General features: G+C 42.0%; 19 protein-coding genes and 1 pseudogene. 16 read left to right on the top strand and 4 right to left on the bottom strand.

The genetic code is table 11. The features are described 5' to 3' along the window. Positions 1–51 precede the first annotated feature (51 nt). Positions 52–1,956 (top strand): ABC-F family ATP-binding cassette domain-containing protein, encoded by a 1,905-nt coding sequence (locus tag SRA_RS06030; RefSeq protein ID WP_003088737.1) that lies wholly within the window; start codon positions 52–54, stop codon positions 1,954–1,956. 270 nt (positions 1,957–2,226) lie between these two features. Here the strand turns inward: SRA_RS06030 and gatD are convergent, their stop codons facing one another. Together gatD and murT are read right to left on the bottom strand one after the other, a co-directional pair. Next, the gene (gene gatD / locus SRA_RS06025; RefSeq protein WP_003088734.1) at positions 2,227–3,015 is read right to left on the bottom strand and encodes a lipid II isoglutaminyl synthase subunit GatD; all 789 of its coding nucleotides are present in this window, start codon (positions 3,013–3,015) and stop codon (positions 2,227–2,229) included. Next, complete coding sequence (gene murT / locus SRA_RS06020; RefSeq protein ID WP_003088732.1) at positions 3,015–4,358, bottom strand: lipid II isoglutaminyl synthase subunit MurT; 1,344 nt, start codon at positions 4,356–4,358, stop codon at positions 3,015–3,017. Before murT ends, gatD begins: the two co-directional genes overlap by 1 nt. A 110-nt stretch (positions 4,359–4,468) precedes the next feature. On the opposite strand from murT, the gene cdaA reads away from it, so the two are divergent. The 8 genes from cdaA to SRA_RS05980 all read left to right on the top strand — a co-directional run bounded on the left by cdaA (position 4,469) and on the right by SRA_RS05980 (position 15,433). Continuing rightward, entirely contained in the window at positions 4,469–5,323 is an 855-nt protein-coding gene (gene cdaA, locus SRA_RS06015) for a diadenylate cyclase CdaA (RefSeq protein WP_003088730.1), read from the top strand. Then, the gene (locus tag SRA_RS06010) at positions 5,316–6,272 is read left to right on the top strand and encodes a CdaR family protein (RefSeq protein ID WP_003088728.1); all 957 of its coding nucleotides are present in this window, start codon (positions 5,316–5,318) and stop codon (positions 6,270–6,272) included. Before cdaA ends, SRA_RS06010 begins: the two co-directional genes overlap by 8 nt. A 52-nt stretch (positions 6,273–6,324) precedes the next feature. Then, a complete protein-coding gene (glmM, locus tag SRA_RS06005; RefSeq protein ID WP_003088726.1) occupies positions 6,325–7,674 on the top strand; it encodes a phosphoglucosamine mutase in 1,350 nt (449 codons plus the stop codon). A gap of 207 nt (positions 7,675–7,881) precedes the next feature. Then, positions 7,882–10,458: an ATP-dependent Clp protease ATP-binding subunit gene (locus SRA_RS06000; protein ID WP_003088724.1), complete on the top strand. Its 2,577-nt coding sequence runs from the start codon at positions 7,882–7,884 to the stop codon at positions 10,456–10,458. 234 nt (positions 10,459–10,692) lie between these two features. Continuing rightward, a complete protein-coding gene (gene lpdA / locus SRA_RS05995) occupies positions 10,693–12,030 on the top strand; it encodes a dihydrolipoyl dehydrogenase (protein WP_003091548.1) in 1,338 nt (445 codons plus the stop codon). A 26-nt stretch (positions 12,031–12,056) separates the two neighbouring features. Beyond that, positions 12,057–13,130, top strand: a complete 1,074-nt coding sequence (locus SRA_RS05990; protein WP_003088719.1) for a thiamine pyrophosphate-dependent dehydrogenase E1 component subunit alpha — start codon at positions 12,057–12,059, stop codon at positions 13,128–13,130. 16 nt (positions 13,131–13,146) lie between these two features. After that, positions 13,147–14,178 carry an alpha-ketoacid dehydrogenase subunit beta gene (locus SRA_RS05985; RefSeq protein ID WP_003088713.1) on the top strand — a complete coding sequence of 344 codons (1,032 nt, stop codon included), beginning with the start codon at positions 13,147–13,149 and terminating at the stop codon, positions 14,176–14,178. A 13-nt stretch (positions 14,179–14,191) separates the two neighbouring features. After that, a complete protein-coding gene (locus tag SRA_RS05980) occupies positions 14,192–15,433 on the top strand; it encodes a dihydrolipoamide acetyltransferase family protein (RefSeq protein WP_003088712.1) in 1,242 nt (413 codons plus the stop codon). 55 nt (positions 15,434–15,488) lie between these two features. Here SRA_RS05980 and SRA_RS05975 read toward each other — a convergent pair whose 3' ends face one another. Further along, a complete protein-coding gene (locus SRA_RS05975) occupies positions 15,489–16,055 on the bottom strand; it encodes an NAD(P)H-dependent oxidoreductase (RefSeq protein WP_003088711.1) in 567 nt (188 codons plus the stop codon). After that, positions 16,052–16,648, bottom strand: a complete 597-nt coding sequence (locus SRA_RS05970) for a TetR/AcrR family transcriptional regulator (RefSeq protein WP_003088710.1) — start codon at positions 16,646–16,648, stop codon at positions 16,052–16,054. The genes SRA_RS05975 and SRA_RS05970 overlap by 4 nt, the downstream gene beginning before the upstream one ends. A 228-nt stretch (positions 16,649–16,876) precedes the next feature. On the opposite strand from SRA_RS05970, the gene hemW reads away from it, so the two are divergent. From hemW to SRA_RS05935, 7 genes and pseudogenes are all read left to right on the top strand, one after another. Continuing rightward, the gene (gene hemW / locus SRA_RS05965; protein ID WP_003088708.1) at positions 16,877–18,013 is read left to right on the top strand and encodes a radical SAM family heme chaperone HemW; all 1,137 of its coding nucleotides are present in this window, start codon (positions 16,877–16,879) and stop codon (positions 18,011–18,013) included. 6 nt (positions 18,014–18,019) lie between these two features. Next, a complete protein-coding gene (locus SRA_RS05960) occupies positions 18,020–18,751 on the top strand; it encodes an acyl-ACP thioesterase domain-containing protein (RefSeq protein ID WP_003088706.1) in 732 nt (243 codons plus the stop codon). Between the two features lie 143 nt (positions 18,752–18,894). Beyond that, positions 18,895–19,668, top strand: a complete 774-nt coding sequence (locus SRA_RS05955; RefSeq protein ID WP_003088705.1) for a TIGR01457 family HAD-type hydrolase — start codon at positions 18,895–18,897, stop codon at positions 19,666–19,668. After that, positions 19,658–20,322, top strand: a pseudogene (locus SRA_RS05950) (TIGR01906 family membrane protein). The gene SRA_RS05955 and the pseudogene SRA_RS05950 overlap by 11 nt, the downstream one beginning before the upstream one ends. A 318-nt stretch (positions 20,323–20,640) precedes the next feature. Further along, entirely contained in the window at positions 20,641–23,172 is a 2,532-nt protein-coding gene (locus SRA_RS05945; protein ID WP_003088701.1) for an ABC transporter ATP-binding protein/permease, read from the top strand. 123 nt (positions 23,173–23,295) lie between these two features. Then, entirely contained in the window at positions 23,296–23,853 is a 558-nt protein-coding gene (locus SRA_RS05940; RefSeq protein ID WP_003088699.1) for an NADPH-dependent FMN reductase, read from the top strand. 433 nt (positions 23,854–24,286) lie between these two features. Next, a complete protein-coding gene (locus SRA_RS05935; RefSeq protein ID WP_003086305.1) occupies positions 24,287–25,489 on the top strand; it encodes an IS110 family RNA-guided transposase in 1,203 nt (400 codons plus the stop codon). Positions 25,490–25,509: the final 20 nt, after the last annotated feature.

The following is a 25,509-nucleotide window of genomic DNA, read 5'->3' as shown; positions in this document are numbered from 1 at the left end:
TTTTTGCTATTGCAGCTGGCTTAGATGATGGAGATTTGATAGAATAGACCTATGATTATTTTACAAGGAAACAAGATTGAACGTTCTTTTGCCGGTGATGTACTTTTTGATAATATTACTATTCAGGTAGATGAGCGCGATCGCATTGCTCTTGTCGGACGCAATGGTGCAGGAAAATCTACTCTTTTAAAAATACTGGTGGGAGAAGAAGCAGCGAGCTCAGGAAGCATTGACAAAAAGCGGGGACTGTCTTTGTCATACTTGGCACAGAACAGCCGTTTTGAGTCTGACAGCACTATTTTTGAAGAAATGCTCCATGTTTTTGATAATCTGCGCCAAGACGAAGAGCGCCTGCGTCAGCTGGAAATGAAAATGGGTGAGCTGACAGGTTCTGAATTGGATGATCTCATGCAGACTTATGATAAACTGTCTGAAGACTTTAGAATAAGAGGCGGTTTTACTTATGAGAGTGACATTCGTGCTATTTTAAATGCATTCCAATTTGATGAGTCCATGTGGCAAATGAAAATTTCAGATCTGTCTGGCGGACAAAATACGCGTTTAGCCTTGGCCAAGATGCTTTTAGAAAAACCTGAACTCTTAGTTCTTGATGAGCCGACCAACCATTTGGACATTGAAACCATCGCCTGGCTGGAAAACTATTTGACACATTATCAAGGGGCGCTGATTATCGTCAGCCATGACCGCTATTTCTTAGATAAGGTAGCAACCCTAACCCTTGATTTGACCAAGCATTCATTGGATCGGTATGTTGGCAATTATTCTAGTTTTATGGAGCAAAAAGCCCAGAAACTTTTAGCTGAGGAAAAGCTGTTTGAAAAGCAGCAAAAGGAAATTGCCAAATTAGAAGATTTTGTTCAGCGCAATATTGTCCGTGCGTCAACGACCAAGCGTGCACAGTCGCGGCGTAAGCAGCTGGAAAAAATGGAACGCTTGGAAAAGCCTGACAGCAAGGCTAAAAAAGCTCACATGACCTTTAAATCAAGCAAGCCTTCCGGCAGAGAAGTTCTAAAAGTTACCGATGCGGCTATTGGTTATGAGGGCGAGATTTTGTCTGCCCCCATTAATATGGACGTCAGCAAGTATGATGCTATAGCTGTTGTTGGCCCTAATGGCATCGGAAAAACAACTTTAATAAAGTCAATTCTTGGAACAGTCCCGCTCATTAAAGGCGATATCAAATACGGTGCCAATGTTTTGCTGGGTTATTACGACCAAACTCAGTCTAATCTGACAGCTGGCAATACTGTTTTGGAAGAACTTTGGTCGGCTTTTCCGACAAGCCGGGAAATAGACATCAGAAACCGTTTGGGAGCCTTTCTGTTTTCTGGTGATGATGTGCAAAAGACAGTCGCCATGCTGTCAGGTGGTGAAAAGGCTCGCTTGCTGCTGGCTAAATTATCCATGGAAGACAATAATTTTCTGGTTTTGGATGAACCGACCAATCATCTGGATATTGACAGCAAGGAAGTTCTTGAAGATGCCTTGATTGATTTTGATGGGACACTCATTTTTGTCAGTCACGACCGTTATTTTATTAACCGTCTTGCCACAAAGGTCCTAGAAATTTCAGAAAGCGGTTCTAAGCTCTATCTGGGGGATTATGATTATTATTTAGAAAAGAAACCAGAAAAAACAGCTAAACTGGAAAACCAAGCCCCATCGTCTTCAGCATCAGCGGCAGCCCAAGATTATCACAGTCAAAAGGCTAGTCAAAAAGAATTAAGGAAAGTAATCCGTCAGCTCGAAGAAGCAGAGAGAAGGATAGAAGAGCTTGAAAATCGGCAAAATAGCATTAGTGAGCAGATGGCAGCAACCAACGATGCCAACCAACTTATGGAGCTGCAAAAGGAGATGGATCAGTTGGCGTTTCAGCAGGAGGAGCTTATGGAAGAATGGGCAGCTTTATCGGAAAAAGCAGAAGGCTGTCAGTAGCTAGGCAGCATATTAGCTAAGCTCTAGCTGAGCGCACAAACTCGTGTTGATGCAGTTTTAAAAGAGTCTGGAAGGAAGGTGTACCACACCTCTAAAGTTAGATTTTTTGTCCAACTCTTGTGAGGGTCAATACAATTTCCAGTCTCTGTGCATTTAGTCTGTTAAGTAAGGTAGCGACTGTTTATTCAACGATAAAGATGGCATGACAATCAAAAGAGTGCAGCAAGATCAATTCCTTCTGGAATACTGCTGCACTCTTTTTGATGCCTGCTATTTCTCAAATTCTGCCTTGCTTTTAACGTCGCCGTATTCTTCAGCGACTTCAAGGCTGAGAATATCTTGGTAAGCAGGCAGACTGATGTTTTGACCATATTTATTTTTAAGAGCAGTGGTGACTAAACGATAGGCAAGGTTGGCATTGCGTGAAAGCAGGGGACCGTGAAAATAGGAGCCAAAAATATTTTTATAATGGACACCTTCGGTGCCGTCTTCTTGATTGTTACCGTTGCCGTAAACGACCTTACCCAAAGGTTTTTCGTCGTCTGATAGGAAAGTCCTGCCCTGATGATTTTCAAAACCATAATAGGTCTCGTTAAATTCGTCATTGTGAATCTTGATATCACCAATATAGCGATTGTTGTCCTGATTGAGCGTATAGTGGCCCATCACACCGATACCGTCAATCTTTTTTCCGTCAGCTTGGATATAGTGCTTTCCCAAAAGCTGAAAGCCGCCGCAGATGGCAAGACCAACACCTCCTGCCTCAATAAAGCGGCTGATGCTAACCTTTTTATCGGGCAGATCCTTGGCAACGATAGATTGTTCATAATCTTGGCCGCCGCCGAAGAAAATGATATCGTAGTTCTTTTCATTAAAAGAATCTCCCAGTGAAACAATATCAAAGGTCATTTGGGCCTTTAATTTTTCACCGACATATTTGAGCATGAGCACATTGCCGTTATCACCGTAGGTGTTGAGCAGATTGCCATAGAGATGGGCAACTCTGAGTTGATATTGATAATCCGGTCTGTCAGGGGACTGCAAAGATGTATAAACCATTAGTTCATCTCCTTTCCGACAGCATGTTTGCCTGCTAAAAGGCTGCGAAATTCCAGCATGGCAGTGTAAGTCGCCAGAATATAGGCATGGTCTGTCTCCTGCTGTTCAATCATGGTCATGATGTCCTCTAATTTTTCGGCTTGGTGAATCTTGTTCTCGTCATATCCTGTTACCCGCAGACGTCTGGCAATTTCTGAATGGCGGATACCCCCTGTGAAAATTTCAGGAATATCCATCTCTAAGATACTTTCAAAATTCGCATCCCAAATCCAGCTGGTATCAATTCCGTCAGCATAATTGGCATTGAGAAGAACAGACAAGGTGAAAGGATAGGGAGCCAATTTAATCATATCAAGCGCCTGACTGGCTCCGACAGGATTCTTAATGAGAACCAGTGTGCAAGATTTATTGCCGATTTTAAAGGTTTCCTGGCGGCCAAAGACTGCCCGGCTCTTATTAAAACCAGCCTTAATTTTTTCAGGAGCAACCCCAAAAAATTCGGCAACTGCAACAGCAGCAAGGGCATTGTAAATGTTATATAGTCCGCCGACATTAATTTTGTAGCTATGCTTATCAATGATAAATTCAGAAGCTGTATTGGTGATTTTGGTCAAATCCGTCAGTGCATAATCCAGCCGAGGCCGTTTAAAGCCGCAATGCTGGCAGATATAATCGCCCAAATTAGCATAGGTGTTGAAGTGATACTGTAAGATGTGCTGACAGTTGGGACAAAGAATTCCTTCTGTATTGTAGTGGGCCAGTTTAGCTTCATGCTTTTCAATATCAAAGCCATAGTAGCGCATAGGATTGATCGTTTTGACAGAATGAAAAAGCGGGCTGTCTCCGTTAGCTAAAATAGTTGCCTGCGGTGCCTTGGCTGCACCGTCTAAAATCATCTGATAGGTTGTATAGATTTCTCCGTAACGATCCATCTGGTCACGAAAAATGTTAGTGAAGACAAAAAGGCTGGGTGTCAGGTATTCTGTGATTTTAGGGAGGCTGGCCTCATCAATCTCCAAGACAGCTATCTTTTTGCCATTCTTATTTTTTTTGGCCGTTAAAAAGGTCGCTGTAATGCCTGTGATCATATTAGCACCGCTGGGATTCGTCAGCACTTGGCCGTATGCTTCCTTGAGGATACCGACTGTCAGGGCAGTGGTCAGGGTTTTACCGTTAGTCCCCGTCACAACGATGATTTCGTAGTCTTTGGCCAGCGTATTTAAGATATCTTTGTCAAATTTAAGGGCAATTTTCCCCGGCAGGGTTGAGCCGCGTCCCAATTTGCTGAGAATAAAATGGGCGGTTCTGCCAGCAATAATGCCTAATTGTGTTTTAAGAGTCATACGTTTATTTTATCATAAAAAAAGCGTTTGAGATACAAGAAAAATCGCCTGAAAAGTGATATAATGGTAAAGCATGTATTTAGCTAGTTTTTACTAAAAGAGAGAATGGTATGAGTACTTTATTTGATGTTAATGCTAATTTTTGGGCCAGTCTGTTTGACAGCCCGCTGAAAATTTTGATTCACGCCCTTGATATTGCCATTGTATCATGGCTGATTTACAAATTTATCAAGGCTCTGGCCGGAACTAAGGTCATGTCTTTAGTTCAAGGGGTTGTCTTATTTGTCCTTTTTAAGTTTGTGGCAGAATTTCTAGGATTTACGACGATTGCTTTCTTGATGAATCAGGTGATTACTTACGGGGTTATTGCCGGCGTTGTTATCTTTGCTCCTGAAATTCGTTCGGGTTTGGAGCGTTTCGGCCGGACTCCTCAGTCCCTTATTCAAAGGCAGCAGCTCAGCGATGAGGAACAGTTGGTCAATGCCTTTGTAAAAGCTGTTGCTTATATGAGTCCGCGGAAAATCGGAGCGCTGGTTGCTGTGGAAGAAACGCAGACTCTGCAGGAATATATTGCGACAGGAATTCTCTTGGATGCAGATATTTCAGGAGAGCTGCTGATTAATATTTTCATTCCTAACACACCTTTGCATGATGGAGCTGTCATCGTTGAAGGCAATAAGATAGCGGCTTCCTGTGCTTACCTGCCTCTTTCAGAATCCAGCCATATTTCCAAGGAATTTGGCACAAGACACCGGGCGGCTATCGGACTTTCTGAAAACTCTGACGCCTTTACCTTTGTCGTTTCTGAGGAAACAGGAGCTATATCAATTGCTTATAAGGGAGACTTTGTTCACGATTTGTCTATCGACGCTTTTGAAGTTTTGCTGCGTGACCATTTTATCAAAGAAGAACCCAAGAAAAAGAATCGTCTGAAACAGTTCTTTGGAGGTCAACATCATGTTTAAACGAATTTTTACCAAACGCCTCTGGCTGGCTCTTGTTTCAATCTTCTTTGCCATTTTGCTGTTTCTGACTGCTAATTCTGTTAATTACAGTTCAAGAAATCACACAAGCGGGCTCTTACAGACCTACAGCCATACTTTGGAAAATGTCCCTATCGATATCAAGTATGACAGCAATAAATACTTTATCAGCGGTTATTCTTATGATACAGAAGTCTACTTGACATCCACCAATCGGGTCAAATTGGATTCCGAGATCAATGACGACACTAGACATTTTAAGGTGGTTGCCGACTTATCAAATGCCAGAGAAGGAACCAACAGAGTGCCTTTGGAAGTGAAAAACCTTCCCAGCGGTGTCAGTGCAGAGTCTTCACCGACCACCATCACGGTCAATGTCGGCAAGAAAAAAACAAAGACCTTTAGAGTTGAAGGAAAGATTAATGCCGATCAGATTGCAGATGGCTACAGGCTGGCAAAAGTCTCAACTGGGGTGTCTGAGGTGGAGGTAACCAGTGATGAAGCAACCATCAATCAAATTGACCATGTCGCAGCTATTTTGCCAGAAGAAGAGATTCTGTCTAAGGATTACAGCAGTACGGTAACCCTGCAGGCAGTTTCTGAAAACGGCAAAATTTTACCAAGTATCATTAATCCGACTAAAACAGACTTGGATGTTGATGTGGAGGAGCTGTCTAAAAAAGTTCCAATTGTTGTTGAACTGACTGGTCAGCTCAACAGCAATCTGTCTGACATTCGTTACGAACTGCAGACCAAAGAAGCTGTTGTTTACGGTAAACAGGCAGAGCTTGATAAGACCGCTTACGTTAAGGTCAAAGTCAATATTTCCGATGTTACCAAGGATACGACCAAGACAGTCAGCCTGTCAGCTGGCAATCTTAAGGTTAGTCCTGATAAAGTTACGGTTAAGTTGACAGCTAAGAAAAAATAATATTATAATGACATTAGATTAAAGGGAGGAAGATGCCTAGCATCAAATTATTATGGGAAAATATTTTGGTACCGACGGTGTGCGCGGTGAAGCAAATGTTGAATTAACGCCGGAGTTAGCCTTTAAACTCGGCCGTTTTGGCGGTTATGTGCTCAGCCAGCATGAAAAAGAAAATCCAACGGTTTTTGTGGCACGTGACACACGTATTTCAGGTCAGATGCTTGAAAGTGCTTTGGTTGCAGGTCTTTTGTCAGCAGGCATTGAGGTTTATCAGCTAGGAGTTTTAGCAACACCTGGCGTTTCCTACTTGGTTCGTACCGAGAAAGCCAGTGCTGGTGTTATGATTTCGGCCAGCCATAATCCAGCTTTGGACAATGGCATTAAATTCTTTGGCAGTGATGGCTTTAAACTGGATGATGACCGCGAACTGGAAATTGAAACACTTTTGGATGCTGAAGAAGACCTTCTTCCGCGGCCGAGTGCTGATGGTTTAGGAAGACTTATTGACTATCCTGAGGGTGTCCGCAAGTATGAAAAATTCCTCGTTTCTACCGGCCTGGATTTGGAAGGGATGAAGGTTGCTATTGATGCAGCTAATGGCGCGGCTTCTTCGTCTGCCCGTCAAGTATTCCTAGACTTAAATGCTGACATTACTGTCATTGGCGATGATCCTGACGGTCTTAATATCAATGATGGTGTAGGATCTACTCATCCTGAACAGCTTCAGGAGCTGGTTAAAGAATCCGATGCGGCTGTCGGTCTTGCCTTTGATGGAGACAGCGACCGTTTGATTGCTGTTGATGAAAACGGTGAGATTGTTGATGGCGATAAGATCATGTACATTATCGGCAAATACCTTTCTGAAAAAGGAAAATTGGCTAAGAATACTATCGTGACAACGGTAATGTCAAACATCGGTTTTCACAAGGCCTTGGATAGAGAAAACATCAATGAAGAAATCACTGCTGTCGGCGACCGCTATGTCGTTGAAGAAATGCGCCGTTCCGGCTATAATCTGGGCGGAGAGCAGTCCGGCCATGTGATTATTATGGACTATAACACTACTGGGGACGGCCAGCTAACAGCTATTCAGCTGACCAAGGTCATGAAAGAAACTGGAAAATCACTGTCCGAATTAGCCAGTGAAGTAACCATCTATCCTCAAAAACTGGTTAATATTCGTGTTGAAAACGATATGAAAGATAAGGCTATGGATGTACCTTTGATTGCAAGCGTGATTGAAAAGATGGAAACAGAGATGGCAGGCAACGGGCGCATTCTAGTCCGTCCGAGCGGAACAGAGCCGCTCTTGCGTATCATGGCAGAAGCTCCCAGCTCTGAAGAGGTTGATTATTATGTTAATACGATTGCCAAGGTCGTAGAAGCAGAAATAGGTATTTAAAACAAGCTTTAACGCCATTGATGCCAATACTGTTTGCCACAATGATTATATTAAATAATAAATAGGAGTCAGAAATGCCTTTATTTTCTGCTCCTTTTTGTTTGCAGGTACTGAGCAGCTGCAAACAATGCCAGAAAGAATAATTTGTGCTATACTAAACGTAGATTAGAAAATGTAAGCGTTTAACAAATGAGAAAGGGTGATTTTATGGCAGATAAGATGACTCAGCTGGTTGAGGATTCTCTGGCAGAGGCAAAAGAGTTAGCTGTTACTCACCACAATTATCAAGTGGATATTCCTCACTTATGGTCAGTTTTAGTGCAGCCTGATCAGTTTGCCTTTCAGTTTTATGAATCTGTAGGGATAAACAGCCATCAGCTGCTTAAAGTGATTGATCAGGAAGTGGCCAAAATCCCTACTTTTTCAAGCACCGAAAAAGGCAGCTATGCCCGCCTGTACAGCCAGCGTCTGAAAAAACTTTTGGATGATGCACAAGAGGAGATGACGGATTTGGGCGATCAGGTGGTGACTGCGGAGCACCTCATTTTAGCGCTTTTTGACCAACAGCGCAATCCACTGACTGTTTTTTTGCTGGAGCATGGTTTAACTAAAGACATGCTTTATCAAAAAATGAACAAGGTGCGTAAGGGAAAGCCAGCGATTTCTTCCAGTCAAGAGGCTATTTATGATGCTTTAGAAAAATATGCCACTAATCTGAATCAGCGTATTCTGGATGGCCATGCCAATAAAATTATCGGCCGACAGGATGAAATCAATGACATCATCCGGGTTTTATCGCGAAAGACTAAAAACAATGCTGTCCTGGTAGGTCATCCAGGTGTCGGTAAAACGGCTGTTATGGAAGGTTTTGTTCAGCGTTTGGTTAAAAATCAGGTGCCTAAAAATCTTCAGGGTAAAGTGATCTACAGCCTTGATATGGGGGCGCTGCTGGCAGGAACCAAATATCGAGGCGAGTTTGAGGAGCGTTTCAAAGCGCTCTTAAATGATATTGTGACTTCAGAGGGTAAAATCATTCTCTTCGTGGATGAAATCCATTCGATTATCAGTGCCGGACGGACAGAAGGCTCGGTTGATGCTGCCAGCATTTTAAAACCGCTGCTGGCAAGGGGAGATATTCGGATTTTAGGCTCAACAACCTATGCAGAATACCGGCAAAGCATTGAATATGACAAGGCTCTGGAAAGACGTTTTCAAAGAATTCCAATCCATGAACCGGATACAGAGCAGACCATGGAGATTTTAAAGGGTCTGCAGTCAATTTATGAAAATTTTCACGGGGTCAGACTTGCAGAAGATATACTTGAAGCTGCGGTGTCATTGTCTAAACGTTATATTTCGGATCGTTTTTTGCCGGATAAGGCTTTGGACTTAATTGATGAGGCTTGTGCGGTCAAGCAGATTGCTGCTCGGGCCTATCCTAAGCAAATAGATGAGTTATCAGTACAGATTGTCTCTCAGAAAATTCATCTGCTGCGATTGGCTGATGCTAAAGACACAGACCAGCTGACCGCGCGCTTAGCAAAATTGGAAGATCAAAAAAATGCTCTGTTAGCACAGTGGCAAAATGAGCGCCAGCTTTTGGATCAGGAACAGGATATTCAGCTGCAGCTGGCAGAATTAGAAGACCAAGCTGACCGAGCTTTAGAAGAAGATCGGATTGCTGACTACGTTAATTTAAAAGACAGTAAAATTGCAGAGCAGCAGCAAGTCATTAAGGATTTGGAGCAAGAGCGCTTGTCTCAGGCATCAATGATTGATGTTTTAGTCACCAGAGAGGATATTGCAGCTATTGTTGAGCGGCTGACCGGTATCAAGGTCCAAGGTGTCATGGAAAACGAACGTGACCGTCTCTTACACCTAGAAGATTTGCTGCATGAGAAAATCATTGGACAAAATCAGGCTGTTCAAAAGGTGTCACAGGCCATTATTCGTTCTCGTGCCGGCATTCAAAATCCTAAACGGCCGATTGGCTCTTTCCTTTTCTTGGGTCCGACAGGTGTCGGCAAGACTGCCCTAGCTAAACGCTTAGCTGAAGTACTCTTTGGCAGTGAACTTGAGATGGTGCGTCTGGACATGTCTGAATATATGGAAAAGCATGCCGTTGCTCGTTTGGTTGGTCCCCCTCCTGGCTATGTCGGCTATGAAGAAGGCGGCCAGCTGACAGAAGCAGTACGCCAGCGCCTGTACTCTATTGTTCTTCTTGATGAAATTGAAAAAGCCCATCCGGATGTTTTTAACACGCTTTTGCAGGTTCTTGATGAAGGCCGGCTAACAGATTCTAAGGGACGGACCATTGACTTTAAAAATACGATTCTGATTATGACCAGCAATATAGGTTCATCCAAGATTCTACAGAGTCTGCATGACTATGGCTGTCTGACTGATGAGGTTCGCCAAGAAGTGTTAGAGGAGCTGAATCACAGTTTCAGGCCAGAATTTCTCAATCGAATTGATGAGACTGTTCTCTTTAATGCGCTTTCAGCAGACAATATGATTGGCGTGGTTAAGGTCATGGTAACAGACTTGCAAAAGCGTCTCTTGGATCAGGATGTCCATCTTGAGCTGACTGAGCCTGTCTATTCTTTTTTGGCACAGAAGGGATTTGATGTGGCCTTTGGCGCCCGTCCCATACAGAGAACTATTATGCAGGAATTGGAAAATCCGCTTGCCTTGCACATTATTCAAAATCAAACTGACTCTAAAAAGGAGCTTTTCGTCAAGGTGTCGCTTAAAGATGGTAAACTCGCCTTTAGTTTTTCTTAGTTTTTTAATATTTCACTAATTTTTTGATTTTTTAAGAAACCTATCATCGGTTAATACCTTTATAAAAGCGTCTTAATCGATGATTTTTATTTTAAAAAAAGATGAAAAAAATAAATTTCACAAACTGTTTTTGCTTGAAATTCCTTCTAAAAAGTACTACAATCAAGTTGTGGAAAGCGTTTTCAACAACGGTATCTAATGCCCTTTAGTCTTATGAGAAAGGAGCGTGATATTTTGGCTAAATACGATGTTTTAATCATTGGTGCCGGACCTGGAGGCTATGTTGCCGCTGAGGAAGCTGCTAGGCTTGGCAAAAAGGTTGCCGTTATTGAAAAAAAGTCGATTGGCGGTACTTGTCTGAATGTTGGCTGTATTCCCTCAAAAGCCTATCTTCAGCACAGCCATTGGCTATTGTCAATGAAGGAAGCCGCAAAACATGGGATCTCAGCTAATCTTGAAGGAATTGACTTTGAAAAATTAGTCCGCCGTAAAAATCAAGTTGTCTCTGCCTTGCAAGGCGGGATTCATGCAACTTTTAAAGCACTGAAAATTGATTACTATGAAGGCGAGGCAATATTTGATAAGGACAAGACCTTTATCGTCAATGGCGAAAAAATTTCAGGAAAAGATGTCATTCTGGCAACTGGAAGCTATCCGTTTATTCCGCCCATTAATGGTATTGATTCGGCAGCTTATCTGACAACAGATACCTTTTTCGATTTAAAGGTTCTGCCTGAGAAACTTGTCATTATTGGCGGCGGTGTTATTGCTATTGAATTGGCTTTTGCCATGAAACCGCTGGGTGTGGATGTTACGGTTATCGAAGTAGCGCCGCAAATTCTCTTAACAGAAGATGAAGCTGCCCGCAGCATCATCAGAAATAAGCTAAAGGCATTGGGAGTGCGTATCTTTGAAGGCGCTTTGATAAAAGAAGTGACGAGTCAGGCAGTTGTCTTAGAAAGTGCCGGAACTCAGGAATTTGACCAATTATTGGTAGCGACGGGACGCAAACCAAAGACCAAACTGGCAGAGGAAATGGGCGCTGCTTTGACGGAGCGGGGATTTATCAAGGTTGATGACTACTACGAAACAACCCTCCCTCATGTCTATGCTATTGGTGATTTAACAGAGAGTTATATGCTGGCTCATGTTGCCAGCATGGAAGGCATCAAGGCCGTTAAGGCTATTTGCCGCCGGGCGGAAGAGCCTGTTGATGCTTTGGGTGTCCCGCGTTCGCTTTATACCAGTCCAGAAGTAGTCTCTTTCGGACTCAGTGAAGAGGAAGCCAAGGAACAAGGATATGATGTTCAGGTTGAACAGCTGCCGTTTTCTTTCAACGGCCGAGCCCTTGCAGCGGCTGAATCAGAAGGATTTGTAAAACTCATCTCAGAAAGGAGGTACCACCAACTATTAGGAGCTGTTATTGTTGGCGAGCACGCAACGGATTTACTGCAGCAGCTGATTTTACTGAGACAGGCAGAGGGAACCTTGGATCAAGTTGTTGACACTGTCTTTGCTCATCCAACTATTTCAGAACTGATACAGGAAGTTGCTAAACGAATTGTTCAGTAAAGACTTTAACATAGGAGGGAAGCAGAATGCCAAACTATAAAGATTTACCACAAGATTTAACGAGAACCAGAAGCAATACATCTGTTTCAGAACTGGTTGACCTGAAAGTTCACACAGCAACAGACATTGAAGCTGAGGAAGTTTCAAAAGAACAGGCTAAGGACATGTACAAGACCATGTGGGATATTCGGAATTTTGAAGAAAATGCCCGCCGCTTTTTTGCAGCAGGCCAAATTCCGGGCTTTGTTCACCTTTATGCAGGCGAAGAAGCAGTTGCTACAGGGGTTTGTGCTAATCTGACAGACAAGGATTATATCACCAGTACCCACCGCGGCCATGGACACTGTGTGGCTAAAGGCGGCGACTTGAAAGGAATGATGGCCGAAATTTTCGGTAAAGCAACAGGTCTTGGCAAGGGCAAGGGCGGCTCCATGCATATTGCTGACATCGATAAGGGAATTTTAGGTGCCAACGGTATGGTTGGCGGCGGTTTTGGTCTGGCAACCGGAGCAGCCATGCGCAACAAGTATCTAAAAACCGATAGTGTAGCTGTCTGCTTTTTCGGTGATGGGGCTGCTAATGAAGGACTTTTCCATGAATGTCTGAACATGGCTTCTATTTGGAAACTGCCTGTCATTTTTGTCAATGAAAACAATCTCTTTGCTGAATCGACGCCTCAGTGGTATTCATCCGCATCTCCAACAATTGCTGAAAGAGCTCTGGCTTATGATATGCCAGGCATTCGGGTTAATGGTAAGGATCTCTTTGCTGTTTATCAAGTGGCTAAAGAAGCAGTTGAACGTGCGAGAAAGGGTGAAGGTCCAACTCTGATTGAAGCTGTTACCTACCGTAATTACGGTCACTTTGAAGGTGATGAACAAAAATATAAGGCACCTGACGGTGAAGAAAAGGAATGGGCAGATGTTGATCCTTTGGAAGTCTTCCGCGATCATGTTATTGAACACGAGCTGCTGACTGAAGAAGAATTGAATGAAATTTTGGAAGAATCGCGAAAAGATGTTGAAGAAGCTATTCAATATGCCCAAGACAGTCCGATTCCTGCTCCAGAATCCCTGCTTGAAGATGTATTTGCTGAGTAAATGAAGGAGGTTAGAAATGGCTAGAGAACTGTTATTTATGAAAGCAATTAACGAAGCGCTTGATATGGCAATGGCCAAAGATGACACAGTCGTTTTACTTGGTGAAGATATCGCAGGCGGTGTCAAAGTTAAACATTTAGAAGAACAAAATGAAGAAGCTTGGGGCGGCGTTATGGGAGTTACCACTGGACTTATGCCTAAATATGGCCGCGATCGTGTCATTGACACCCCTCTTTCAGAACATGGCTATATGTCAGCTGCTGTCGGGATGGCTCTAACGGGCTTGCGTCCTATTCCTGAGCTGATGTTCAATGATTTCTTGGGCTTTTGTTTTGATGCTCTTATTGGTCAAGGGTCCAAAGTACGTTACATGTTCGGTGGCAAAGCCAAGGTTCCTATGACAGTAAGAACTATGCATGGTGCAGGAGCTTCAGCAGCTGCTCAGCACTCGGGCTCTTACTATGGTATTTTTGGGTCAATTCCAGGTCTTAAGGTAGTCGTTCCGGCAACACCTTATGATGCTAAGGGGCTTCTTCTTTCGGCGATTGAAGATAACAATATTGTCATCTTTTCAGAAGACAAGACTCTCTATGGCTCTAAAGGGGAAGTGCCGGAAGAATATTATACGGTTCCAATCGGTAAGGCTGCTGTCCGCCGTGAAGGCAGTGACTTGACTATTGTAACTATCGGTAAGATGCTTTATGTGGCTTATGAAGTGGCTGACCGTTTGGCGCAGGACGGTATTTCTGTTGAAGTTATTGACCTGAGAACTGTCGCGCCTTGGGATCAAGAAACAGTTATCCAATCAGTTAAAAAGACGGGACGCTTGATTGTTGTGGATGAATCCAATCCGCATAACAATACTGCGACAGATATTGCTTCTGTTGTTAATGATAAGGCATTCGATTACTTAGACGGCCCAATTAAATGTGTTTGTGCACCAAATGTGCCGGTACCATTTGCTACCAACCTTGAACAATTATACATCCCTAATGCAGACCGTGTCATCGAAGAAGCAGCTGAATTGATTGATGACTTGAAGGCCTAGAAGGGGGGATAATATGGCAACAGAAATTGTGATGCCTAAATTAGGTTTAACTATGTCAGAAGGGCTGATTAACCAATGGCTCGTCAAAGAAGGCGATAGCGTTGCTGCGGGCGATCCTGTATTGGAAATTAGCTCTGAAAAATTAACAAGTGAAGTTGAAGCTCCGACAGCCGGCGTCATTTTGAAGATTGTTAAAGGCGAGGGAGAAACTGTCCCTTGCAAGCAAGTCATTGCTTGGGTAGGTCAAGAAGGAGAAACTGTTCCTGATGCGGAAAGTACAGAGCCTAAGCCAGATCTTACAGCAGAAGAAAGCAGCAGTTCTCCAAACCAAACTGAAACTGCAGAAGCGGCTCCTGCAGCAGCTGTCAAGCATGGAGGCGGACGTATTTTCATCACACCGCTGGCTCGTAAAATTGCTGAAGAACGAGGCTTGGATATTTCCTACATTAAAGGAACGGGCGGAAACGGGCGTATTACACGGCGGGACGTTGAAGCCTTTAACCCAGCAAGTGTTCCAGCTCCTCAGCCTGCAGCCATCCAAGCAGCTGCTCCTGTATCTGCTGCATACGGAGTTGGTTTAACAGGGATGCGCAAAGTTATTGCTGAGCGCATGATGAACAGTCTGCAGACAAGTGCACAGCTAACCATCCACCGTAAAGCTGATGTAACGTCTTTGCTGGCCTTTAGAAAAGATATTCAGTCTAAGGTTAAAGAACCGCTGGAAAATGGCGAAATTGGAATCACCACACTCCTAACGAAGGCTGTTACTAAAGCCTTGCAAGATCACCCAGAAGTTAATGCTTGGTATGCTAACGGCCAGTATCAAGTGCAATCAGAAATCCATATTGGTATAGCGACTGCTTTGAGCGATGGTTTAGTAGTGCCGGTTATCCCTAACGCAGACAAGCGGACTTTGTCGGATTTGGGCCGAACGATTAAAGAACAGGCAGCACAGGCTAGAAAGGGAACTCTAGATGCTTCTCTTTATTCTGGTTCAACGTTCAGTATCACTAGCCTTGGCGGTCAGGGTGTTGAATACTTTACTCCAATTTTAAATACACCAGAAGTGGCTATCTTAGGTGTTGGTACTATTCAAAAAGCTCTTGCTTTGGATGAAGAAGGACAAGTAGTAGAAAAACAATACCTGCCACTTAGTCTGAGCATTGACCATCAAGTCCTAGATGGCGCACCAGCTTCTGAATTCTTAGCAGCTATTGTTTCTTATTTGGAAGATGCTTACAGTTTAGTATTTTAAACTTAAAGAAAAGGGAAATTCAGTTTGAACATTCCCTTTTCATTTTGTCTTATCTTTAGATTTTGCTGGCCTGCTGAGCGATTTTATCCAGCATTTTTTGGCGTTTTTCTAGGTTAGTTGCTCTGAGATAAGGTAAAGAGGTTATCTTGCAAGGCTTGATGCCGCACATACCTAGGATTTGCCGTTTTAGTATTTTACCGTAATCTTGAACGAAAGGCAGTAAGAAACCCGGTGTATTGTGGCTTGTGATAATCCAAGCTGACTTTCCTTGAAGATGCCCTTGCATCCCCATTTTTTTGTAGGAATAGGCAAAGCCAGATACAAAGACTCGATCAATGAAGCCCTTGAGAATAGCAGGCATACCGCTCCACCAGATAGGAAAGATGAAGATGAGATGGTCTGCCCAAGTGACAAGATCACGGTATTGTTCCATTTCAGCAACTTTATCCAAATCACGCCGTCTATGATTTTCATCAAACTGTAAAACCGGATCAAACTGTTCAGCATATAAATCTAATGTTTTAACAGTGTGTGTCTTAGAAAGATTATTTTGAACCTGTTTGAGAATAGCACCGTTAAAACTTTGATGATTTGGGTGTGTGTAAATAATTAAAATCTTCATGATTGTTCTCCTTTGATGTAAATGTCAAGCATGTGATTGATTATTGTCTGGATGGCCTCATTATTTAAGTCCCTGCCAATTGGACTCTTGGCTAAAATAGCTAAGCCCGAAATAAAGCTCCAAAAATGAAAGAGCGTCTCAACTTCGCTATTGCTAAAGTGCTCCTCTCTACGGAGATTCAAAACAATACGTTTAAATTTATCAAATCCCGGTAAATCAGAGGCTGTTACGATTGTTTCCTGAGTGACTTCCATATATTTAAAAGGAAATTTGATAAAGAGTGCTTCAAAGAAGTAGGGGTAGGCCTGAGCAAAAGCAATAAAATTAAATCCCATTTTTGCCAGCTGTCTGCTCGCAGTCAGCTCTTGCTGCAGGCCTTTTTCCATCTCCTGACTGAGAAAGGCAGAAAGACGCTTCAAAACAACCCTTAGGTAGTCTTCTTTACTTTTAAAATGACGGTAGGGTGTGGCGTGAGTAACACCGCAAGATTTGGCTACTGTCCTTAAAGAGAGCCTGTCAATGCCATGTTTTTTTATCTCAGCAACACCGGTTTGTATCAGTTTTTCTTTGAGTTCTGCAGTGTTTCGTTTCATCGTAAATCCTCTGAACCAAGCCAGGCAGCAGTTGTCGGTATCATTGTAACTGATATAGATTTTTATTTTTTGTGCTGTGCTTTGATTCAGATCTTTCCAAGTTTTTTAAAAGTAGACAACGTCTACTTTTAAAAATAAGTTTACACTGTCTACGTTATTTTGTCAACTTACTACTGTAAAAAATGGGGATTTTCTGTTATTTCAGGTTAAAAATGGTAAAATAATATCATGTATTCAAAACCAAGATCAGCCTATGTGCATATTCCTTTCTGTACACAGATTTGTTATTATTGTGATTTTTCAAAAGTTTTTATCCAGAATCAGCCAGTTGATGCTTATCTGGAAGCTTTAATTAAGGAATTCAATGATTATTACCGGATTAAAGATCTGCAGACGCTCTATATCGGCGGTGGGACGCCGACAGCCCTTTCAGCAAAGCAGCTGGAGTATTTGCTGAGCCACTTATCCAAAAATCTTAACTTGGACACGCTGGAAGAATTTACCATTGAAGCCAATCCGGGAGACTTAACGCCGGATAAAGTAGCAGTGCTAAAGCAGTCAGCTGTTAATCGTGTGTCTTTGGGAGTACAGACCTTTAATGATAAGCATCTCAGGCAAATTGGCCGAGGGCATAATGAGGCGCAGATTTATGAAAGTGTTGACAGTCTGAGAAAAGCTGGATTTGACAACATTTCCATCGATCTCATTTATGCCCTGCCCAATCAAACCATGGCTGATGTCAGGGAAAACGTTGCTAAAGCGCTGGCCTTGGATATTCCGCATCTCAGTCTTTACAGTTTAATTTTAGAGCATCATACGGTTTTCATGAATAAAATGCGCCGCGGGCAACTCAATCTGCCGACAGAAGATTTAGAAGCGGAAATGTTTGACTATATCATTGCTGAAATGGAAGCCCATGGTTTTGAGCACTATGAGATTTCTAACTTCACCAAACCCGGTTTTGAAAGCCGCCACAATCTGATGTATTGGGACAATGCTGAGTATTTTGGCTGCGGTGCTGGAGCTTCTGGCTATGTTGAGGGCATCCGTTATCGCAATCGAGGGCCCATCCAGCACTATTTAAAAGCTACTGCAGAAGAAGGACATGCCAGACTTCAGGAAGAAAAACTGACTCAGGCAGAACAGATGGAAGAAGAGCTTTTTTTAGGTCTGCGAAAAAAATCAGGGGTGTCTCTTTCGCGGTTTGAAGAAAAATTCGGCCGGACACTTCAGGAAGTTTATGGGCCGGCCCTTCATGATTTAGAAGAAAGCGGATTGATTGTGTCGGACAAAGACAGGATTAGAATGACTAAAAAGGGTCTTTTTTTAGGCGACACTGTTGCTGAAAAATTTATTTTGGAGTAAAAAATTATGGGGAAAAAATACAAAACACATTATCAAATACCTTTTTATGAAAGTGATGTCAATCATCATGTGAAGCTGCCACATCTGCTATCTGTCGCTTTGCAGATTGCCAGTGATCAGTCTGTTGGCTTAGGATTAGGAGATGAGCGCCTTTTTCAAGATTACAATTTAGTCTGGGTTGTCTCTGAGCACGAGGTGACTATCAAGCGGCTGCCGCGCTTCAATGAAGTTGTGGAAATTGAAACAGAACCGATTTCTTACAATCGCTATTTTTGCTATCGTAAATTCCGTATTTACGATGACAAAGGGGAAAAGATTGTGGATATTTTTTCAACCTTTGTTCTTATGGATTATGATACGCGTAAGGTGCATGATGTTCCGGAAGACCTGATTGCTCCTTATGAATCTGAAAAAATCCGAAAAATTTTGCGGGGCCCTAAATACAGACCGCTGGAAAATGCAAGCAGCACTCTTTACCATGTTCGTTATTTTGACCTTGATATCAACGGTCATGTCAACAACAGCCGTTATCTGGAATGGATGTATGATGTGCTTGACTTTGAGTTTTTAAAGAACCATGTCCCTAAAAAAATTAATCTCAAGTATGTCAAAGAAGTTCAGTATGGCCATGATATCAATTCACACTTAGAACAAGAAGGTCTTTTAACCAAGCATGAAATCATGTCAAACGGCGGTATCAACGCTCAAGCCATTACAGAATGGGAAAGTATCCAATAAAGAGCAGCCGCTTAAAAATCCAGCAGACTTGGGGGAGAGATAAAAAGAGAATCCTACATAGACAGGACAGCAGACACCCTAACAGCGCTCAGCTGTCTTAAAGGACTAAAACAAGAAAAAATGGAAAGAGAGCAGAAAAACTAATGGCATATAAGGGTTATCTGATTGACCTAGATGGCACGATTTATAAGGGTAAGGACAGGATTCCTGCAGGAGAAGATTTTGTTAAACGATTGCAGGAAAGACAGATTCCTTATATTTTAGTTACTAATAATACCACGCGCACACCTAAAATGGTTCAGGAAATGCTGGCGGCTTCTTTCAATATTCAAACACCGCTGGAAACTATTTATACAGCGACCTTGGCGACCATTGATTATATGAATGATATGAATCGCGGGAAAACGGCTTATGTTATTGGTGAAACAGGTTTGAAAACAGCTCTTGCTGAGGCGGGTTATCTGGAAGATACCGAAAATCCGGCCTATGTTGTGGTTGGTTTAGATACAGATTTGACTTATGAAAAACTGACGCTGGCAACCTTGGCCATTCAAAAGGGAGCTGTTTTTATTGGAACAAACCCTGATCTCAATATTCCAACGGAACGCGGCTTATTACCAGGAGCGGGTTCTATTTTGTCTCTTTTAGAAAAAGCGACACGTGTGAAACCGATTATTATCGGTAAACCTGAAGCTGTCATTATGAATAAGGCTTTGGAACGTCTAGGTGTTAAACGTCATGAGGCTATTATGGTTGGGGATAATTATCTGACAGACATTACCGCTGGCATTAAGAATGATATTGCTACGCTTTTAGTCACGACTGGTTTTACCAAGCCAGAAGAAGTGCCTGCTTTGCCAGTCCAGCCTGATTTTGTTCTATCCAGTCTTGCGGAGTGGGATTTTGATGAAAGATAAGATTCACTTTGCTTTTAGCCTTCTGTTTTTGCTGGCTTTTTCAATTCTTGCGACTATTTATTTGGTCTGGCTTCTTTACCCTTTGGAAATTTCTTGCTTAGGTTTGGAAAAAGTAGTTTATATGAAAAGCAGTCAGATTCAGCATAATTTTAATCGTTTAATGCTGTATTTGACCAGTCCTTTTCATTGGCAGCTGGCTATGCCTGATTTTCCGTCTTCCAAAGATGGCTTGCATCATTTTGAGCAAGTGAAATGGCTTTTTCACTTGGCGCAAGTCTGTTTTCTTCTAACCCTTCCTAGCTTCCTTCTTTTTATGAGAAATAGCATCCAAAAGGGTTATGGTATCCTGTATAAGCAAGCTCTAAAGATTGCAGCACTCATTCCTATTATATTGACATTGATAGCTGTAGCAATTGGTTTTGATAGCTTTTTTACGCTTTTCCATCAGGTTCTTTTTGCTGGAGATGAGACTTGGCTTTTTAATCCTTATACGGATTCTGTCATTTATATTTTGCCTGAGACTTTCTTTTTGCATTGTTTTATTCTCTTTTTCCTTCTTTATGAGTCTTCTTTTTGCGCTCTTTTATGGCAAATCAGAAAGAAAAGTAAGAAAAGAGAAATAGTGTAGAAGAGACCAAATCCTTTTCTAAGTGATACGGACAGCAGCGCTTTCCTATAGAATTTCATGCTAAGATTTGAGTCTGAGTTTTCAAATCTTCTGAGTGCTTGAAACGGTAATATTCCAAACACTTTTATCACAGCAGAAAGTCTCATTAGAATTATTACATAATGCGCAAAAGCATGTTTTAATGAAAATGACCTTTGTCTGCACTCTAACAAACCAGTTCTGACGGCTGGTTTGTTTTCTTTTTTAATAGGATAAAACTTTTATGTTTGAGACGTTTTTTCTTTGCAGTTTTAGCCGTAAAACTCTAAAATAATAGTTACTATTATATATTGCTGGGAGTTATGATGTTAGAGCTAAAGCACATTACCAAAATCTATGACACGGCGGGAATCAAGCGGACGGCCTTGGACGATATCAGTATCAATTTCCGGGCCAGTGAGTTTGTTTCTGTTTTAGGACAGTCTGGATCCGGAAAAACGACCCTGCTTAATATTGTGGGAGGCTTAGACCAATATACATCCGGTGATTTATTGATTAATGGTAAGTCAACCAAGGACTTTAAAGATAAGAACTGGGATCGTTACCGCAATAATACGATTGGATTTGTCTTTCAGTCCTATAATCTCATTTCACACCAGACAGCGCTGGCAAATGTTGAATTGGCACTGACCCTGTCAGGCGTTTCCAAATCAGAGCGCAGCAGCCGCGCTTTGGAGGTCTTGAAACGTGTTGGCCTAGAAGACCATATACATAAAAGACCCAGTCAGATGTCAGGCGGTCAGGTGCAGCGGGTCGCTATTGCGCGTGCTTTAGTCAATAATCCGGATATTTTACTGGCTGACGAGCCGACCGGAGCTCTGGATTCAGAAACGTCTTTGCAGATTATGAATTTACTCAAAGAAATCGCTCAAGAACGTTTGGTTATTATGGTAACGCACAATCCAAATTTGGCAGAAAAGTACTCTAACCGCATCATTCGGGTTTTGGACGGTCGGATTATTGATGACAGCAATCCCTATAACGATAAGGATCTTGACCAGTCAGCAGTTGATTTTAAGAAGACCAAGATGTCTTTTATGACGGCTCTGTCGCTGTCTTTCAATAATTTACTGACCAAAAAAGGCCGAACCTTTCTGACTGCTTTTGCAGGTTCTATTGGCATCATTGGGATTGCCTTGATCTTATCCCTTTCAAACGGTGCTCAAAAATACATCTCAAAGACCCAGGAAGATACCTTAGTTGCTTATCCCTTGTCCATTGAGAAATCTTCTAATGAAAATTTTATGGGCTTGTTTGCTGCCGGCAATGAAGATAGCAACAGCAGCAAGAAAAAGTCAGAAAAGAAGACGCTCAAAACCGATAATATTCTAAAAAACATGATTTCAACTCAGGTTGTGGATAATGATTTAGCCTCCTTTAAAGCTTATATTAAAAAGCATTCGCGCAAATTCCGTAAAGTAACTAAGGACATCCAGTATTCTTACAAACTGTCGCCAAGAATTTATCAAACTAATACTTCTAAAGGTGTTAGGCCAGTTAATCCCAGCAATCTGAGCAAGGAAGTGAAAAATGCCGGCAGCAATATTCAGGTGCTGCTTTCCAATCTCAATGTTTGGCAGGAATTATCATCAAGTCCGAAAATGCTGTCTTCTCAATATCAAGTTGTTGATGGCCATCTGCCGCAAAAATACAATGAAGTTGTCCTGATAGCAGAGGAAAATAACAAAATTGATGACTATGTTCTCTACAGTCTAGGGATTAAAGATGTCAGCGAATTAAACAGCAGCAAAGAGCTGAAACATATCAAAGAAAGCAGCTATCAATACTCCGATTTAGTCGGCAGAACCTATAAGCTGGTTATCAATTCAGATGTCTATCAAAAAGAAGGAGGAATCTGGGTTGATCGGTCTGATAATGATACTTATATGAAAAAGCTGGTCAATGCGGCCGAAACGATCAAAATTGTGGGCATCGTAAAACCTCAGAAGGGAACGGCTTCAGGCAGTTCAAATGCTGGGGTTGGCTACAGCCAGAAATTGACCAGCTATCTCTCTGAAAAGATCAATGCCAGCAGTATTGCTAAAGAACAGCTGGCTAATAAGAAGCGCAATATCTTTACCGGTCAGGACTTTTCAAGTTCCAGCAAGCCCTTTTCATCTGCTAATCTAAGTGCTGAACAAAGAGCTGCTTTAGCTTCAATGTCAGCAGAGGAGCTGGCAGATTATGTGAATCGCTATAATGAAAATGCAACGGCTACCTACGATGACAATTTAGAAAAAATCGGCATTATAGACACAGCCAATCCTGAAACCATAAACTTCTATGCAGATTCTTTTGAGAATAAGGAAGCTCTTAAAGATTTGATCAGCGATTATAACAAACAGGTCAAAAAAGATAAGCAAAAATCAAAAGTTATTAATTACACGGATACTGTTGGTTTAATGATGTCATCGGTAACCACAATGATTAACGCGGTTACTTATATTCTGGTTGGCTTTGTTGCGATTTCACTGGTTGTATCATCTATCATGATTGGTATTATTACCTATATTTCAGTTCTTGAACGGACCAAAGAAATTGGTATCCTGCGTGCCATGGGGGCTTCTAAAAAAGACGTGATGCGTATTTTCACCGCAGAGACTGTTATTGAGGGAGCCATTGCTGGTATTCTTGGTATTCTAATCACCCTTTTGCTCAATATTCCTATCAATATGATTGTCAACAATCTGCTGGATATCAATAATATCTCTTCTCTGCCTGTCTGGTCGGCAGTGGTGCTGATTGCTATTTCTATCTTGCTGACCGTCTTTGCAGGTATTCTGCCATCGCGGGTTGCCGCCAAAAAAGATCCGGTTGAAGCCCTACGAACGGAATAAAGACAAGAAGCGAAACACTAGATGATTATCTTTTGTTTCGCTTTTTTTATCTCAAATCAAATGCTAGAAGCTGGTGGGGTTTTTGTGTATAATAAGACGATTATGATGTAAAGGAGACAAGAAATGAAATTGCTGGGAATTACGGATGCAAGCACATCCTTTTCTTACAATTATTTATTGCTGTCATTTATTCAAGAACGGTTTGGACTGGCTTTTGATTTTGAATGGCTTGAACTAGAGAAGCTTCCGCTTTTTAATCAGGATGACAGCCGAGATAAGTATCCCATCTTACAAAAATTGACAGACAGTATTTTAGCTGCAGACGGTCTTATTTTAGCAGCAGAAGAATACAATCACAGCCTGACACCCAATCTTAAATCCATGTTAGAATGGTTTTCCTATCAGCAGAGTCCCTTTGAGAATAAAGCTGTCATGCTTGTCGGAGCTTCCCTTAATGAGCATATTCCGCAAAAGGCACAAGAAGACCTGAAACGAGTTCTCGCAGCCCCCGGCTTAAAAGCGTGGGTCATGGCTGATAAGCCTTTCTTTCTAAAAACTGCCCCAAGGGCTTTTGATGAAAACGGGCAAATCAAAGATCCCGACCTCATCGCTCGCCTATCCAACAATTTTCAGCACTTCATTCGTTTTATTCATCTGACTGACAGTTTCAAAGAAAAATAGACATACCTTTTAAAGCTTGCCTAATATATCTCGTTGAAAAAATACAGAGAAATTTCTGTATTTTTTCTTTTATATCGTTAAAATATTTCATAGATAGTGGTATAATAGAAGCGCTTACATAAAAATAAAAGGGAGTTCTTTATGACAAACGGAAAAATTTTAGGTTTAGATATTGGGATTATAAAATAAAAACATACTAAGATTAGTAGTGAGGAAATCTCCAACGGGAGAAAGTACTCACTGCTTTTTCTTTATGTTAAAGTAGAGGTGTCTTGTTAAGTCGTGGGTGCTTTTGACGCTAGACGTCGCAATAAAAACTGGCAAGACACCTGTTTTAGGAAGAATGTTATCAAAGTATGTGGGGCGCCAGACGTCGCGTATTGAAAATGACATCACTAAAACAAGGAATCATTCAAGACAAAGAGGTAATAGCATGCGAGTAGTATTTGGGATTGACGTGAGTAAGGTAAGTTCAGAAGTGGCTATTCTAGTCAACGGCGAGAAGGTTCATGGCTATACCATGCCCAATGATGCCATTGGCTTTGCTCGGCTACTTGGCGATTTGAAAACCGTCCACAAGCCAGAAATCATCTTTGAAGCAACAGGTGTCTACTCTCGCCGTCTCCAAGCTTTTCTAGAAGATAATGGCTATGCTTACACACGACTTAATCCCTTAGAAGCTAAGAAGCAACTGGATAGCTTGCGTGTGCGTAAAACCGATCAAATTGACGCTGAAAAACTGGCTCAATCTCAATTTGTGCTGAATCGTAAACCGACTTATGTCCAAGAAGAAGTCTACCAAAACTTGCGGGATCTCAGCCGTTTCTATCAGAATCTGACTGAGGACATTGTTCGGGCCAAAAATCGTCTGCACAAGGTTTTGCAAGTCACTTTCCCAGAGTTGGAAAATATCTTGGCAACACCAACTGGGGAACAATACTGGAAATTGGTCATGACTTTTCCTTGTAAGGAGTTGGTCTTAGATAGGGATGGCAATGAACTCTTAGATAGTATTCGGCAATCCACTTCAAAACGCATTTCTGACAAGCGTGTGGTTTACTTAGCAGAGAAGCTGACAGCACTAGCCAATCAGTCTTATTGTGCCGTTAAGAAAACCTCTCCAATGTTCGAAGAGATCCGTTACTATGCACAAGAATTACTCAGACTTTCTGAAAAGAGACAAACAATCTTAGACGAAATGGTGGAACTAGCTCAATCCTTACCAGAATATGAGATCCTTCTCTCTATTCCTGGTATCGCTGAAACAACTGCAACAAGCATTATTGGTGAACTCGGTGACATTCGTCGGTTTCATTCTGCCAATCAAATCAACGCCTTTATCGGCATTGATCTTAGGCACTATGAATCTGGAAACTTTTTGGCACAGGAACATATTACCAAACGCGGCAACCCTTATGCCAGAAAGATTCTTTTCAAATGCATTCACAATATCGCTTCAGCCAGTCACACCAATCCTTGCCATATCGCAGACTTTTATGAGAAACGAAAAAGACAATCGCAAACGACTTCAACTAAGCCGCACACGATTGCCTCCATACATCGTCTCATTCGGACAATGTATTACCTCATAACGCATAACAAACTTTACGATTATACTTCAACCCAAAATCAATAAAGGGGTTATGCACTATTATT

It is taken from the genome of Streptococcus ratti FA-1 = DSM 20564 (assembly GCF_000286075.1).
In the GTDB taxonomy this organism is placed as follows: Bacteria; Bacillota; Bacilli; order Lactobacillales; family Streptococcaceae; genus Streptococcus; species Streptococcus ratti.
This window is presented reverse-complemented; position numbering and strand designations above follow the sequence as displayed.

Excerpts from the sequence above, each read along its gene's own strand:
- SRA_RS06030 (WP_003088737.1), top strand. The coding sequence starts at position 52 with ATGATTATTTTACAAGGAAACAAGATTGAACGTTCTTTTGCCGGTGAT.
- gatD (WP_003088734.1), bottom strand. The coding sequence starts at position 3,015 with ATGGTTTATACATCTTTGCAGTCCCCTGACAGACCGGATTATCAATAT.
- murT (WP_003088732.1), bottom strand. The coding sequence starts at position 4,358 with ATGACTCTTAAAACACAATTAGGCATTATTGCTGGCAGAACCGCCCAT.
- cdaA (WP_003088730.1), top strand. The coding sequence starts at position 4,469 with ATGAGTACTTTATTTGATGTTAATGCTAATTTTTGGGCCAGTCTGTTT.
- SRA_RS06010 (WP_003088728.1), top strand. The coding sequence starts at position 5,316 with ATGTTTAAACGAATTTTTACCAAACGCCTCTGGCTGGCTCTTGTTTCA.
- glmM (WP_003088726.1), top strand. The coding sequence starts at position 6,325 with ATGGGAAAATATTTTGGTACCGACGGTGTGCGCGGTGAAGCAAATGTT.
- SRA_RS06000 (WP_003088724.1), top strand. The coding sequence starts at position 7,882 with ATGGCAGATAAGATGACTCAGCTGGTTGAGGATTCTCTGGCAGAGGCA.
- SRA_RS05990 (WP_003088719.1), top strand. The coding sequence starts at position 12,057 with ATGCCAAACTATAAAGATTTACCACAAGATTTAACGAGAACCAGAAGC.
- SRA_RS05985 (WP_003088713.1), top strand. The coding sequence starts at position 13,147 with ATGGCTAGAGAACTGTTATTTATGAAAGCAATTAACGAAGCGCTTGAT.
- SRA_RS05980 (WP_003088712.1), top strand. The coding sequence starts at position 14,192 with ATGGCAACAGAAATTGTGATGCCTAAATTAGGTTTAACTATGTCAGAA.
- SRA_RS05975 (WP_003088711.1), bottom strand. The coding sequence starts at position 16,055 with ATGAAGATTTTAATTATTTACACACACCCAAATCATCAAAGTTTTAAC.
- SRA_RS05970 (WP_003088710.1), bottom strand. The coding sequence starts at position 16,648 with ATGAAACGAAACACTGCAGAACTCAAAGAAAAACTGATACAAACCGGT.
- hemW (WP_003088708.1), top strand. The coding sequence starts at position 16,877 with ATGTATTCAAAACCAAGATCAGCCTATGTGCATATTCCTTTCTGTACA.
- SRA_RS05960 (WP_003088706.1), top strand. The coding sequence starts at position 18,020 with ATGGGGAAAAAATACAAAACACATTATCAAATACCTTTTTATGAAAGT.
- SRA_RS05955 (WP_003088705.1), top strand. The coding sequence starts at position 18,895 with ATGGCATATAAGGGTTATCTGATTGACCTAGATGGCACGATTTATAAG.
- SRA_RS05945 (WP_003088701.1), top strand. The coding sequence starts at position 20,641 with ATGTTAGAGCTAAAGCACATTACCAAAATCTATGACACGGCGGGAATC.
- SRA_RS05940 (WP_003088699.1), top strand. The coding sequence starts at position 23,296 with ATGAAATTGCTGGGAATTACGGATGCAAGCACATCCTTTTCTTACAAT.
- SRA_RS05935 (WP_003086305.1), top strand. The coding sequence starts at position 24,287 with ATGCGAGTAGTATTTGGGATTGACGTGAGTAAGGTAAGTTCAGAAGTG.